The following is a 14,628-nucleotide window of genomic DNA, read 5'->3' on the forward strand; positions in this document are numbered from 1 at the left end:
AAAATAGAGAAAGAAAATAAATCAACTCAGGTTTTCGCCAAAATTGAATCAGCCAACGAATAGATTATTCATCCAAAGGTGACAGAAAAGGAACATCCCTCTGTATCTCTCCGATTCAATTCATTAAGGTTAATCCAACCCTTTTTCATTGCAGCTAACATTGCTTCTGTCCTGGAGGTTACACCTAACTTTGAATAAACATTGCTCATGTGTGCCTCAATGGTTCTAACACTTACAAATAATTTTTTGGCTATCTGCTTATTTTTTAAACCGGCAGCAGCTAAAATTAGAACTTCTTTCTCTCTGTCAGTTAAGAAATCCGGGTTTTCCGGTTCTTGCTTGCCAATGGACCCTAACCGTCTTAACAACTTACCGGCTATAGTCGGGTGTAAAACTGACTCACCTCTATAAACCGCCTTGGCAGCATTAACCAATTCCCTAGCGCTAACATCTTTTAACAGATACCCGGAGGCCCCCACCTCCGGTAAAGCAAAAATATATTGTTCATAATCATAAGCAGTTAGAATCAGTACCGAACATTCAGGGCAAAGCTTTTTAATCCTTCTGGTAGCTTCAATGCCGTTTATTCCCGGCATATCAATATCCATAATTACCACCCTCGGTTTTAGGGTCACAGCCATGTGCACCGCGCTTTCACCGTCACCGGCCTCCCCCACCACCTGAAAAAGATCTTCATCCTCTAAAAATCTACGTATGCTCTCCCTTACTACAACATGATCATCTGCCAGCATAATAGATATTTTATCCACCGTTTTTCCTCCCTTCTCATTCCTTGAGGTTAATAGGTGCGAAGGTTAGGAGTGGGACCTTCCGGAATACATATTTCAATAGTGGTACCTTTGTCCGCTGAGGAAACAATTTTCATATCCCCTCCCAGAAGTTTTGCCCTTTCCGACATGCCAGCCAGTCCCAGTTTCCCCTGTTGCATAAAATCCAGCATAGATGTAGCTGAATCTTCAATCCCTTTCCCGTTGTCCGCTATATAAAACCTGATATCTTCTTCAAACTTTATGGTGACTTCCACTAAATTAGCTTCAGAGTGCCGTTTAACATTACTTAAGGCCTCCTGAATGATACGAAAGACAATTAGCTCCATATCTTTATTTAAGGGTCTGCTCTTTCCTTCAATGTGTAAAATAGTTTTTATTGACGAACTGATTTCCAATGTCTGCAATAAAAATTCTATAGCAGGCAGCAGGCCCAAATGGTCGATAATAGATGGTCGTAAATTTTGACTAAGATGGCGAACCTCCTGCAGTATTGTTTTTATTGAGTCTTGAATATTTATTATAAACCGCATGTGCATAATGTTTAATTCCTGATTGTCCGATAAATATCTTTCCAATTGATGAAGAACCATTATAAGGGACTGAATGGTGGTGTCGTGTAGCTCACGTGATATTCTGAGCCGTTCATCTTCTTGAGCTCTGGTTACCCGTTCTACAAAAATACTAACATTTTTATCAGTTATCCCATGGCCGCTCACACCTCTCACGGTAGGTTAACCGAATGGCTATTTCCGGAAACAAGTTTGAAGGGTAGAACCCTCTTTCAAACTTGTTTCCATCTACTTTTACAGCTTTATCCTTTCATTACCTGATTTACCATATCACTAAATATTTTATCCGGGCTGTGGTAACCCATTTCATATCCCAGCAACCGGGCCAATTCCATGAGGATCTGCCAATTCTCTTTGCCTCCGGGAGGAGGAATCGCGAGCTTTAAACGCCGTACACTGCCTTCAGAATTAGTAACACTGCCACTTGTTTCAGCCAGAACAGATCCCGGCAGTACTATATCTGCTGTAAGATCTTCATTGGTCAGCGGCGTAATTACTACCTTTCTTAGGTCAGATTGGAACAACTGCTGGTCAAGGGCAGATCCATCCCCAATGATTAACATCCCCTGAATCTTTCGGCCTTTGATTTCCTCCAACAGGTTGGAATAAATATCCTCTCCAACCCCCACGCCCAGATTTAGTTGACCCTGTATGTTGCTATGGGGGTATAGTGAAATTATTCCCCTTCCCGGAAAACCGAGGTTGCCTGTTAACAGGGCGAATTGAGCTAATAATTCAAGCTCGGGGTTGGTTAATCTGAACCCATCCACCACTAAAATTGGACTCTTGGCCCGTATAATTTGGTGAATAAACTCCACGATTTTATGTGGTTTAACCCAGAGTGACCCGACTAACTCATAAAAATCTTCCACAAACCGCTCCCTAGCCGGCTCAATTTTTTCAGAGTAACTTTGTTCGACCTCAGGGGCAATTAGTTCATACTGCAGTACATAGCTGCAAAAGGCGTGAAGTAGGTCCCGGTACTTCTTCTTGGGAATTCTAAGGGAAGAATTGGCCAAGGATTCTAGTACATTGGTGCTAGAACTCAAGGTTAAAAGTTTGCTTCCCCTTTTTACTGCCCTTCTTATTTTCGCAGCCATTACGGGATACTGGTCAAAACCATTTTCGCTAACTGCCAGAATAAGATCACTGTTGCTTAAGTCTGCAAAGGAAGGGATATGCTCTCTAGCCATACCGGGGAGCACCCCTACAGGAACCGCTCCCAGAACAAGGTTAGTACCCAGTACCGTTCTGGCAAGCTTATAGGCTAAATAATTTTCCTCATTGGTCAGGCCAGGCGCTACAACCACAGCTATGCTGTTAAGCCCGGCTGACTCCCGTACCTCTGTCATTACTCTGGCGGCGGATTCCAGTGCCTCTGTCCATTCCACTTGCTCAAGGCGCCCTTTTTTACTTACCAGTGGTTTTACCAGCCGCCTGCCGCCGTTAATAACGGAATATTGAAAGGCTCCCTTGCCGCATATATCTCCCCGATAATCTGAGTTTTCTGAGGAGGTTACGGAAACAACTTTCTGTCCCGACACACTTAGATCCAGCTTGCAGCCAATGCTGCAGTGCGAACAAATTGATTCTACTTTATCAGTCCGCCAGGGACCTGGTTTGGCCAGTGAATTCTTCACCGTCAGTGCCCCGGTGGGGCAGATTTCTACACACTGTGCACAGGACGTACAAAGGGTTTCTGCAAGGGGGGTATTAAGGGAAGGAAGAACCACCGTCTCTGAACCACGGTTTACAAACCCCAGAGCCCCGATACCCATAATCTCCTGACAAACCCGGATACAATTGCCGCACAGTACACATTTGTTTGGATCGCTGATGATATGAGGATGACCTTCCAGAATGGAATGGGTTTTCTTCCCGGTACCCAACCTTTCTGTTTTTACTTTAAATCTGGTGGCATAATCCCGTAGTCGGCAGTCAAAAATATCCAGACATCCGCAGGAGAGACAACGATTTGCTTCCTGCCAAGCCATTTCCTGACTCAAACCATGCTCAAATTCATAAAAACTGTGTTTTCTTGTCTCTGGCAGCATGGTTGGCATAGACACCCTGGCTTTCTTCTCCTTTTGATTAAATTCCTCAGGATCTATTTCCGCCAGAGTACCCCTGGAACAATTGAAGACAGCTTCCCGGGGTTTTACTTCCTTGCCTTGGAGATAAAGGTTGATTGAATCGGCTGCCTTGCGCCCTGCCGCAACCGCCTCTACCACTGTAGCCGGTCCGGTTACGCAATCTCCGCCTGCGAATATCCAATCGGCATCACCCTGAAGAGTTGCTTTGTCTACCTTAATGACATCTCTCGATCCCAGAGTAATTTCAGAACTTCCCTGAATGCTGGATAAATCCAATTTTTGCCCAGTTGCCGTTATGACGGTGTCCACCGGAATTTCAAATGCGGAACCCTCTATTGGTACTGGCCGGCAACGCCCCGAGTTGTCCGGTTCACCCAAGCACATTCTAATGCATGTAATTGCCTGTACCCTACCGTCTTTACCTATAAAACCAACGGGTGCAGTTAATAGCTCAAATTTTACTCCTTCTTCTTCAGCCTGTTCGACTTCATGGCGGCTTGCCGGCATTTCATTGCGAGAACGGCGGTAGACCACGGTTACTTCTCCGGCCCCTAGCCTTACCGAAGTCCGGGCCGCATCCATTGCTGTGTTACCGCCACCGATTACCACAACCCGGCTTCCCACCGGAACCCTTCTCCCGGAAGCAACCTCTCTTAGAAACTGAATGCCTGAGTAAACCCCCGCCAGTTTTTCACCCGACAGCCCCAGACTCTGATTGGCCCAGGAGCCTATCCCGATAAAAACGGCATTAAATCCCATCTTTTTTAATTGACTAATTGTAAAATCCCGCCCCATCACCTTGTTGAGAAATACATTTTGGCATAGTCCTGCAATTGCTTGTATTTCCTGATCCAGCACTTCCTTAGGCAGGCGGTATTCGGGAATGCCATAACGCATCATTCCTCCCAGTTTAGGGGCAGCATCAAAGATTGTTACCCGGTGACCCTCCAGGGCCAGGTAATAGGCTGCCGCTAATCCCGCCGGCCCCCCGCCAACAACAGCCACTTGTTTGCCGCTATCAGTTTTAACTTTGGGAGTGTGAGAACTTCCGGCGATTAATTCAAAATCACCGGCAAACCTTTTCAAGGCACATATGGAAACAGGTTCATCCACCAGATTCCGGCGGCATTCAGTTTCGCAGAAACGGGGGCATACCCGCCCCACAGATGACGGCAAGGGTAATTTTTCTCTAATAAGTTTGGCTGCCTCTCCCGGCTGTCCGTTGGCAATATGGGCAACAAAGCCCTGAATATCGATTTTCGCAGGACAGGCCAATTGACACGGGGCAACACAATCCCCGCAATGCTCAGAAAGCAACAGCTCCGTGGCCATGCGCCGCAGTTCATTTATTTTTGGGGAATCTGTCCTGACAACCATACCTTCCTGTACCGTTGCTCCACAGGACTGCACCGGACCCCTCGCTCCCTCGATCTCCACCAGACATAACCTGCAGGAACCAAAGGGTTCCAGCCGGGGATCATGGCACAGGGAGGGAATATTGTAACCGTTTTTTCGTGCTGTCTCTAAGAGATTGCTGCCCTTTGCAGCATATAATTCCTTTCCATTGATGGTGAATTTTACCTTAGACATCTTTCCCTGCCCCCTTTCCCGCCATCGGATACCACCTGAACGGCCTCTAGCTTACAAACATTGGTGCAGAGACCGCAGCGGACACATTTTTCCTCATTAATAATGAAGGGCTTCTTCTTTTCACCGGTGATGGCACCGACAGGGCATTCCTTGCTGCAACGTCCACAGCCCTTACATTTATCCGTCAACACTTCATATCTAATGAGGGCTTTGCATTTTTTAGCGGGGCAGTATTTATGAAGAATATGAGCTTCATATTCTTCACGGAAAAATTTAATGGTGGTCAAAACCGGGTTGGGTGCCGTTTGGCCCAGCCCGCACAAGGAACCTGCTTTAATTTTGTCGGCTAATTCCTCCAGCAATTCTATGTCTCCCTTTTGCCCTTTACCATTCGTTATTCTCTCTAAAATTTCCAACATACGTTTTGTTCCTATGCGACAAAAGGTACACTTACCACAGGACTCTTCTTGGGTAAAGTTTAAGAAAAATTTAGCCATATCCACCATACAGGTGGACTCATCCATAATTAGCAGGCCGCCGGAACCCATTATAGCCCCAATTTTTCTAAGTGATTCGTAATCCACCGGGGTATCTGCCAGGCTGGCTGGAATACATCCACCAGAGGGTCCACCGGTTTGGACGGCCTTAAGTTTCCTTCCGGAAGCCAGACCTCCTCCGATGTCGTAAACTATCTTATTTAAGGTGATACCCATGGGCACCTCAATTAATCCTCCCCTGGCAATGTTTCCGGCCAGGGCAAATACCTTGGTGCCTTTACTGGTTTCAGTACCATATTGATTGAAAGAATCCGCTCCATTTAAAATTATCCAGGGCACATTGGCAAAGGTTTCCACATTATTAATGGAAGTCGGTTTTTCCCAAAGCCCGGCTTCCGAGGGGAATGGGGGCCGTATGCGGGGCATACCCCTTTTCCCTTCAATTGACATGATTAAGGCTGTTTCCTCTCCGCAGACAAAGGCTCCGGCACCTTCCCGAATCTGAATATCAAAATCAAACCCGCTGCCCAATATGTTTTCCCCTAAAAAGCCCTTGTTTCTAGCCTCTGTAATAGCGATCTTCAGTCGTTTAACAGCCAGAGGATACTCAGCCCGGATGTAAATGTAGCCGGTATTTGCCCACATGGCATAGCCCGCTAGCAGCATACCCTCCAGCACACTGTGGGGATTGCTTTCCAGCACACTGCGGTCCATAAAAGCACCGGGATCCCCTTCATCTGCGTTGCAGATTACATACTTTTCTTTACCTTGAGACTTTCTGGTCAGCGACCATTTGGTGGCTGTGGGAAATCCACCGCCGCCTCTTCCCCTTAGCCCCGACCGTTGAATCTCTTCGATCACCCGGTCAGGACTCATGGTTTGCAGTGCCTTGGCGATGGCCTTATACCCATCAACCGCCAGGTAGCTATCTATTATTTCGGGATTGATCACACCGCAATACTTTAGCGGATTCTCTGCTGGCGATTTAAAAATTCACAATCCTGTGTTTCAAGCTTATCTGCGGCAACAAGCCACTCTGTAATGGGATTCCCGGCCTGCAGGTGTTCCTCAACAATCCTTTTGACCCGTTCCGGCTGAACCTTGCCATAGATATATTGCTGTCCGTCAATTTTAATTTCCACCAGAGGCTCTTGATAGCAAATACCCATACATCCGCTGAAGTCCAACCGTACCGGAAGATCCTCCAGGACTTCTGTAAAGGTCTCGTAAACCCTTTGGGCTCCGGCAGCTATGCCGCAGCTGGCTAAACCAACGGTGACCGTGGCCGTATTTTCCGGCGAGGCATTTGTAAGTTGATTATCCCTATTAATCAACTGGTATCACCTCCTCCGGGGAGTCATGATCAGTTGAATGATTACACCGGCAGTCATTACGCTTCTCCTTTATTAACTGACGGGCTTTTTCCGGTGTAACTCTGGCAAAGGTCTCATCATTGACGGTGACTACCGGGCCCAGACTACAGCAACCGAGGCAGGCAACTTTTTTAACGGTAAATTTGCCGTCCACACTGGTTTTGCCTTCCGGGACACCGGTTTCCTGACGAAGTACCTCTGATATCCTTTCAGCTCCAGCCAGGTGGCAGGCTGTGCCATGACAAACCTGAATTAAATTTTCACCCATGGGCTCAAGCCTGAATTGGGTATAAAAGGTTACAATGCTGCCAAGGACACTGGATGGGATACCGGTTAGCTGGGACACACGCTCCAACATTGGTTTACCCACATAACCATAGGCCGCCTGAATTTGCTGCAGGATCACAATGGCCGAGCCTTCAGTCAAATTATGTTCACGTACAATGTGATCAATTATGGCGAAGGGATTTGAACTGTCCTGTTTATTTAATAAACGACCGGCTGATTTCATGGCTATTCTCCTTTGTGTTGGAGAGCTGCCAGCAGTTCCTTTTTCGATGCCCTGTGCCTTTCAAAAAGGCTTACTATCTTCAATGTCGTTAACTCTTTTACCCAGGCCTGCTCTTTAATCTTCCTGGCCACAGCTTCAACAGTAATGGGCGCCTCAATCATTACAACCATATCCCATTCCCCGACTACAGGATCAACAAAATCAACCTCCAGCATTTCTTCCAATTCCCTTAAAATTCTTACAAACTCCTGCTGGTTCACCTCATCAACCACATTAACTAAAAAATAAGCCCTTGTTCCCATATTTTTTCTCCCCCCGTTATTTTCATCTGACGATGTGGTTTAATTAAACCATTGTGAAATAAAAAACACATTGGGGGAGTTGCTTATCTTTTCTAAGTAAAAACCACAATAACAACTACTTATATGTACTGCTGCCCATAATTTTTTATAGTACTGCTTTAGCTTAAGAATAATTATAATTATTTTAATATTTTTTAAATTTAGATAATTTTGCTGCTAATTTTATAACTTTTTTATATTGTTTCTTACCCTCATCTTATTGATATTTCGAACACAAGTCAAGATTATTTAATTAACAATTTATATATTTTATCATTTTATTTTATTTATTATTTTATAATTTTATTAATATGTTTATTAAATAAAATATTTTAAATTATATAATAATATTTTTTATATAAAGGTTTATTTCTCCCTTCTCCCTGCTGATTACTTCACTGTTAAACCTGGCACCACAAAATCCAGCAAGCCCAGTTCGGGCATACATAAGAACAATAAATATCTTTCACTGCTGCTCAACTGAAAAAGCAGGTGAACTAATCCCTATTGGCCAGCCTCCTCGGTTACTGCCATAAACGTATCTTCCAAATCCCCTTTAAACTCTGCGAACTCCAAAACATCATTATTTCCCGCAGCAGCTTTCGCAGGGGTCAATACATTACATATATATAACCGAATAATAAAAAAGTGGGAGGGCATTTTATTTTCGCCTTCCCGTCATTTTTTATTTATTGACGCTTAACACCTTTTAAGTTGTATTTATAAACATGGACTTATATAACTCAGACCTAACTCTCTTGTGAGGTAAGCTGAAACATTGTCCACTATTCACAACCAGCTCGAATAAAGGAGGCTCAAGGGGACGGTTCCCTTGTGATAATCTTTAAGCCTTCTGGACAATGTGTAATGGTAATCGGCATTTCATACACACCTCCTTTCTTTTGATTCTACCATTTTTATCTTAGCACAACGGAACCGTCCCCCTATGTTCTGCCCCTATGTTCTGTGACCCCAATCTCCCAATTCGACCCAGGTGAAAAATTGATAAAAAAATAAATCAATAAGTCAAGCCAGATCCCGCAACTTCTTCATGCAGAGTTATTTGTTATTTATAATATTTCTATATCTTTTTTCTCCTTTAAGCCAGCATAATACTCTACCTACTATGATAATTAAAAAAGAAAATGTATTAATCACAACAACCCAATATATGGCATCTTTACTGACCGGTTGGTATATCCAGTACAAAACAACATTCAAAAAAACTAAGATTAACAAAATAATTAATGATTCTTGCAACACATATTTAACCATGGTTTTCTCATGTATAGGTTTCCATTTAGATATAAATTTTTCATCGTTATCCATTTTTATCTCCTTACACATTTTAATATCATTTATTATAAAATAATATCACTTAGGCATGCCTTTAACCAGCTTCAGTAGACACATATAATCCCTAACAGGGACGAAATCCCTTAACTATGCAAGCTTGAGGGCTCAAGGGGACGGTTCCCTTGTGTTAATCTTTAAGCCTTTCTGGACAATGTGTAAATGGTAATCCGGAATTTCATACGCACCTCCTTTCTTTTGATTCTACCATTTATTATCTTAGCACAACGGAACCGTCCCCCTGTGTTGCTTGAACCTGGCTGGGGCGAAATGAGACTTTTTCATTTTGTTATTTTAACCCCAGTTTTCACTCTAACCCACCAATTAAGCTTCTTCGGCAATAGGCTGATAAGTCAAGTCTGACTCCTACTCCTTTTTTGAGTAGTCTCTCCTCATTAATGCCCTTTTACATTAAGGGATGAATGGTTCATGATCCAATATATAAACATTCCTATTATGGGTAACACAAAAGATATGGACGCCCATAAGACTGGGGAAATATTTAAGGAAGTTATATTTAATCTTTTTGCATCCTGATAAACAATGACAGTTATAATTAAATGCGAACAAATTGCAAATGCTACCCATAGCCATAATAAAAAAAAAGCAATAGCTATCATAAAAACCCCTTCATATATGTAAATAGAATAAACGGAACCATCACAACCTTTATTTTAATACCCAGGATATATCGGTTTCATTTCTCCATACTTTCATTATAATTTTTCCCTCCTTGTGACCCAAAGTTTTAGGGCATTATAGTCAGCCATTTATTAAAGGTCAATCGAAACAGTATGTCGTAATGCCCTGACTATCTCTCAAAACTATCCTGCTCAGGATCAACGGGAGGCTCAAGGGGACGGTTCCCTTGTGTTAATCTTTAAGCCTTCTGGACAATGTGTAATGGTAATCCGGCATTTCATACACAACTCCTTTCTTTTGATTCTACCATTTTTATCTTAGCACAACAGAACCGTCCCCCTGGACCCCTATGTTTCATTCTCTCGGTTAATTTTTTTCACCATTATTAATCAACTCAGTAAGACTTTCAGATGGAAAAATCAATAAGAAATAAATCAATAAGTCAAGCCTGACCCCGCAACCGGACCTTTCAAAATCCTAACTATTATAGAAGTAGGCAATCAATTTAGCTGCAGGTAAAAATAAAAATTGACCCAAAATAGTCCCTAAAAGTTTTGTACCAATTAACAAAGTCACCAATGCTTTTACATCATTATAGGGTCTATCCCCTTTTAATGCTTGGTCTGTTATGATTGCAGCTTTAGGATCAATAAATAATGTCAACATTATCGTGGCAATTCCATTAATCATGCCTGCGGAAGAGGCAGCAGCCAGACGGTCCTGTTCTGCAACGAACATTGCCGAATAATTAGCGGATAAAACACCGATTGTATAAATACCTGTAATGACGGTATTTAAAATCAATAATCGTTTTGGTATATTATTAAAACGGATTGTGCTGATCATTGACCTGGAGGGCTTTACAGCTTTCCTAATTAGCTGTTTCATAGTTGAAAGGCTAAATGCTTCTACTAATACTGACAGAACGGAACCTTGCAGATCTAATCTTTTCACAGCCGCAGAAAATATTCTGAGAAACCAGGGGATCAAAAAAATAGCAACCAATGTGCCGATTGTCGATGAAAAAATTATTTTTCGTAGCTCTAAAGAAGGTTCGATCCCGCTTGTTATACTTATACCAATCAAACTACCGATAAGAGGTGCTTGAAAGGTATTGGCTGTTCTTGAAACAAGAACAAACAAATTAAAAAAAGACATGGACAATGCGAATTGCCCACTTCTAACTGAGTTAAGTCTTACGGAATAAGATAATGTATCAATTAAATGTATGATAAAAGTTAGCACCATTAACTCATATAAACATGCTTTCATTCTACTCTCCAAAAATTATGGTAGATTAGTTATTTTATTATATTATATATATTTATATTAATAAAAATCAAATTTATTGCCCCAATCAATTGATTGGGGCATTTTAATTACATACTATAGGTATTCCAATAGGTATCGTTGCCCACATTGAGTTGTAAATAGCAATCTACCCATGTACCAAAACTCAAAGTTTTCCACTTAAACCTTGCGGTAGCTGGGCTTGAGGAAGAAGTTTCTTGAGCTTTTGTACTCAATTTTATGCAAATATCACTACTGCAGATTGGGCTAACGATTGGATCAATAGTGTTAGGGATAAAAAAGTCTATTGCTTTAATCAGGACATTATTGCAGGTGAACTAAGTAAAGTGAAGAACCCTGATAGACTTTTACATCACGAGTTAAGTTGACCATAGGGCCGATATCTTTAGTTTTGTTAGAGTCTAAAATTGTTATTTCTGTCACCCATTTACTTCCGTCTTCAAAAGTATATTCTGCTCTAGGTTTGTCAATAGTTAATTTCGTATTTTTTTGCGCTTGTTTAATTTTTTCTGGATTCATGCAATCAAGAAGTTCTCCCTTTTCTAATTTTTTTAACAACTTCTCTTGAGTTACTTCATCAATCCCATCTTGAAGAGCCTTTTCTTTAAATAACTTTACTTGCTCCGGTGTTAAGGTAAAAGTATCTCCTTGTGCTGGATTTGCCAGGGCTATGCTCCCAAACATAAAAATAAAAGCTAAACATATTAGTGAAATCCGAAATGTTTTTTCATAATTTACATCCTCTCTAATAATTTCACGATTTTCTCCGGATAGCCCCCGAAATCACCGTATTTCACAAGATTGAAAAGAGCGATATATGGACAGAATCGACGTCAGGCACCGGATTCAGAGAAAATGGGTATAGCAAACAAAGCGTCATGGGAAATTGCTCTGTCGGCTATTTGCCGCAGGCTTAATCCATCATTTCATACGCACCTTCCCTTCTTTTGATTCTACCATTTTTATCTTGGCACAACGGAACCGTCCCCCTATGTTCCAGTATACAACCCTCCGCTCCCGATATACCAGGATACCTAAATATAATAAACACTTATTTAGGCCGCTTAATTAGTTTCAATCCTGAAATTACGCAGAGAACAAAAAGTAAACCTAGCCTAAGCCAATCCATATTAAGCCAAAACCATCCGCCCGATACAAGGACAGGGGATGAGCCGTAATCATCTACATACACACCCATATTCCAAAATAGTTTCAAAGAAATAATTAAAGAAATTAGGCTTAAAACAAAAATTACAATGTTGATTCCTCTTTTTTCTAAATTGATTTTTTTTTCGGTTTTTTTAAAATAAAACACTGCAAAATAAACACATAAAACTATTAATATTAAGCTAATAATAAGTGCAGGCATATATTTTCCTCCTATTTATTTTAATGCTAATTATTAAGTATGTTCACAAGCAAAAGCTTATATAAGCGTAGACACTATTAACAAAATCCATTTACCATTCAGTTCATAATCACTTATAGATTCGTAAACGGGAAAAGGTAGTTTTACAACGATCAGGCCAGAGTGAAGCGCCGACAAGGTCTTTACCCTCGCCAGCGCTGTCAGATTCCGCGCAGAAAAGCAATTAAGTGGCAATAGAACACACTACTTAAGCATTTCAGCCATCACACATTATATAACATTTTTAACATGCTAGGGATTACAAAGTTTTTTAACAGTTTCAACATAACTTACAAGTGGTCTTCCTACTTCTATATCCCAATCTGCTTCAACTACCAAATCAAAGTGGCACTTATATTGGTTGTATAAGCTACCGTTATCATTACGTAAACCAGAATAGATCCTGCCCAGTTCAATCCAGCCAGCCTCAGCATAAGGCCACATCAATCGGGTTGACGTTTTAGGTGTCATACTATATGTCCAAAAGTCACCCCTATAATGATAGGTGTACGTATCAAAATAATCCGAAGCAGCTCGTGCATATGGATTATCTCCACGTAATTCTTTCAATACAGTGTCTCTTTGATCTTCGGGGATGTCTGCCATGTATTCCTCAAGCCTGGTGTTTACATCTTCAATCCAATCCTTATTTTGATTGTAGAATTCTTGGAGATCATTAAGGTCAACACTCTCAATTTCTGCTATGTCTGCTTTAAGCTGATCGACCTCACTCAGCACATTTTTACTGGAATCTTCTCCAGCAAATGCAGTTGCGGTTGTTGTGGAGACAATAACCATCATAACAACAAGCAACAATGAAAACAACTTACTCAAATTCTTCATTACAAAAACTCCTCAAAATTAGATTTAACATTGGTTTCTGTGCGGTTACAAATTTTTCTTATACATCTTACATCATCCCCTTTCCATCTTATAATTCACAGATTAAAATCTAGTTGATATATTACTGCACTAAGTTATGCGCAAATATTAAACTTCCAGAGTACCTTGTAAGAAAGCCAGTTAAATTGCAAATTCTGAAGGATACTTGTAAAAATCTTATTTATTTGCACTTGATGTAAAGATACATAATAACAGTTAAACGAGAAGTAGAAATCTTTCATATCTCGCTAATAGTATCTGAACCTGATTTTTCTGTTCCATCTTCTCTTTTTTGAAATTTATTATACATTATTACTAATTTTATTAGTGAAACAAGGTTAATTACAATTGTCATCAAAAGCAGAATAACCATTTTAGGGTCTTTCGAAAGATTATTATGTTCGAGATAATCCATCATTGGTTTTATTGAGAAAATTAATATAATAATGGTAGATATATTAGTCATCAACAGGATAAAAATGATTTTTTTTGATTTTATTTTATTTTTTAATAAAAATAGCATGACAATAATTAATATTGATATAATGAATAATATTATTACAATCGTATAATGCGGTATATACTCAATGGGGAGTTCTTTATATGTAACAAAATCTCTTATCTCTTCTTTTATCTTTCCCGATTCTTCTTCGATAAAATTTGCACCAAAGCTACTATCAAGTGAGCCATTCACTAATTTTATCAATATGGGCACTTGCTGAATCTGATATTTTTCAAAAATTTCTTTCAATTCAGCCTCAGTAAGAAGAGAATTATTTCTAAAATAATCCGTATTAAAATAATATACTTGTATGTTTTCTTCTTTTGCTACTTCTGTTAGTAAGGGTTTAAAAAGCTCACAACTAGGGCAGGTCGGCCTACCAAAGTAAACAAATCCATCAGATATCTCATAAAATGTATTTGCTACTGTAATATCTAACACATATTCATTATTGAGAGATTTAACGTAGAAACTGACAATTAAAATTACGATTAAAAAAAACACTATTACAGCGAACTTTCGTATATGTTTCAACATTATAGTAACTCCTCCTCTCGTATAATAAAGTCATTAAATGGGTCTGATATTTTTGTGTCAAGAGAAGGACGGAGATTATCGACGTCTACTCGACCTTGACAACAATACCATCACTAAAATGGTTCTTCCTGCTTTTAGCACACCAGTGCTAAAAGCCCTTGATGACCTGCGTCCTTTTTGGTCTTGTTCACCGCAGCTTGCTGTGTTGAATAAAAGGTCTTGCTTTAC

11 protein-coding genes and 1 pseudogene are annotated in these 14,628 nt (G+C 40.7%); all 12 read right to left on the reverse strand.

The genetic code is table 11. The features are described from left to right. Nucleotides 1-68: 68 nt before the first annotated feature. Nucleotides 69-770, reverse strand: a complete 702-nt coding sequence (locus DESRU_RS16115) for a response regulator transcription factor (RefSeq protein WP_013843153.1) — start codon at nt 768-770, stop codon at nt 69-71. A 29-nt stretch (nt 771-799) separates the two neighbouring features. Next, entirely contained in the window at nt 800-1,516 is a 717-nt protein-coding gene (locus DESRU_RS16120; RefSeq protein WP_081462032.1) for a sensor histidine kinase, read from the reverse strand. An 86-nt stretch (nt 1,517-1,602) separates the two neighbouring features. Beyond that, nucleotides 1,603-5,043 carry an FAD-dependent oxidoreductase gene (locus tag DESRU_RS16125; RefSeq protein ID WP_013843155.1) on the reverse strand — a complete coding sequence of 1,147 codons (3,441 nt, stop codon included), beginning with the start codon at nt 5,041-5,043 and terminating at the stop codon, nt 1,603-1,605. After that, a pseudogene (gene nuoF / locus DESRU_RS16130) lies at nt 5,031-6,793 on the reverse strand (NADH-quinone oxidoreductase subunit NuoF). The gene DESRU_RS16125 and the pseudogene nuoF overlap by 13 nt, the downstream one beginning before the upstream one ends. A 73-nt stretch (nt 6,794-6,866) precedes the next feature. Then, entirely contained in the window at nt 6,867-7,424 is a 558-nt protein-coding gene (locus DESRU_RS16135; protein ID WP_013843156.1) for an NADH-quinone oxidoreductase subunit NuoE family protein, read from the reverse strand. Nucleotides 7,425-7,426: 2 nt separating this feature from the next. Beyond that, nucleotides 7,427-7,726 (reverse strand): hypothetical protein, encoded by a 300-nt coding sequence (locus tag DESRU_RS16140; RefSeq protein WP_013843157.1) that lies wholly within the window; start codon nt 7,724-7,726, stop codon nt 7,427-7,429. A 1,098-nt stretch (nt 7,727-8,824) separates the two neighbouring features. Beyond that, the gene (locus tag DESRU_RS16145) at nt 8,825-9,094 is read right to left on the reverse strand and encodes a hypothetical protein (protein ID WP_013843159.1); all 270 of its coding nucleotides are present in this window, start codon (nt 9,092-9,094) and stop codon (nt 8,825-8,827) included. Nucleotides 9,095-10,237: 1,143 nt separating this feature from the next. Next, complete coding sequence (locus DESRU_RS16150; protein WP_013843160.1) at nt 10,238-11,032, reverse strand: lipid II flippase Amj family protein; 795 nt, start codon at nt 11,030-11,032, stop codon at nt 10,238-10,240. 342 nt (nt 11,033-11,374) lie between these two features. Beyond that, nucleotides 11,375-11,755 (reverse strand): hypothetical protein, encoded by a 381-nt coding sequence (locus tag DESRU_RS16155; RefSeq protein ID WP_013843161.1) that lies wholly within the window; start codon nt 11,753-11,755, stop codon nt 11,375-11,377. Nucleotides 11,756-12,122: 367 nt separating this feature from the next. After that, on the reverse strand, nt 12,123-12,440 hold the full coding sequence (locus DESRU_RS16160; protein ID WP_013843162.1) for a hypothetical protein: 318 nt from the start codon (nt 12,438-12,440) through the stop codon (nt 12,123-12,125). Nucleotides 12,441-12,731: 291 nt separating this feature from the next. Beyond that, entirely contained in the window at nt 12,732-13,322 is a 591-nt protein-coding gene (locus DESRU_RS16165; RefSeq protein ID WP_013843163.1) for a DUF2599 domain-containing protein, read from the reverse strand. Between the two features lie 277 nt (nt 13,323-13,599). Continuing rightward, nucleotides 13,600-14,400, reverse strand: coding sequence for a thioredoxin family protein (locus DESRU_RS20000; RefSeq protein ID WP_013843164.1), 801 nt, complete (start codon nt 14,398-14,400; stop codon nt 13,600-13,602). Nucleotides 14,401-14,628: the final 228 nt, after the last annotated feature.

The organism is Desulforamulus ruminis DSM 2154, from assembly GCF_000215085.1.
GTDB lineage: Bacteria > Bacillota > Desulfotomaculia > Desulfotomaculales > Desulfotomaculaceae > Desulfotomaculum > Desulfotomaculum ruminis.

Coding starts and splice junctions, on each gene's coding strand:
- DESRU_RS16125 (WP_013843155.1), bottom strand. CDS start 5,043: ATGTCTAAGGTAAAATTCACCATCAATGGAAAGGAATTATATGCTGCA.
- DESRU_RS16135 (WP_013843156.1), bottom strand. CDS start 7,424: ATGAAATCAGCCGGTCGTTTATTAAATAAACAGGACAGTTCAAATCCC.
- DESRU_RS16140 (WP_013843157.1), bottom strand. CDS start 7,726: ATGGGAACAAGGGCTTATTTTTTAGTTAATGTGGTTGATGAGGTGAAC.
- DESRU_RS16145 (WP_013843159.1), bottom strand. CDS start 9,094: ATGGATAACGATGAAAAATTTATATCTAAATGGAAACCTATACATGAG.
- DESRU_RS16150 (WP_013843160.1), bottom strand. CDS start 11,032: ATGAAAGCATGTTTATATGAGTTAATGGTGCTAACTTTTATCATACAT.
- DESRU_RS16155 (WP_013843161.1), bottom strand. CDS start 11,755: ATGTTTGGGAGCATAGCCCTGGCAAATCCAGCACAAGGAGATACTTTT.
- DESRU_RS16160 (WP_013843162.1), bottom strand. CDS start 12,440: ATGCCTGCACTTATTATTAGCTTAATATTAATAGTTTTATGTGTTTAT.
- DESRU_RS16165 (WP_013843163.1), bottom strand. CDS start 13,322: ATGAAGAATTTGAGTAAGTTGTTTTCATTGTTGCTTGTTGTTATGATG.
- DESRU_RS20000 (WP_013843164.1), bottom strand. CDS start 14,400: ATGTTGAAACATATACGAAAGTTCGCTGTAATAGTGTTTTTTTTAATC.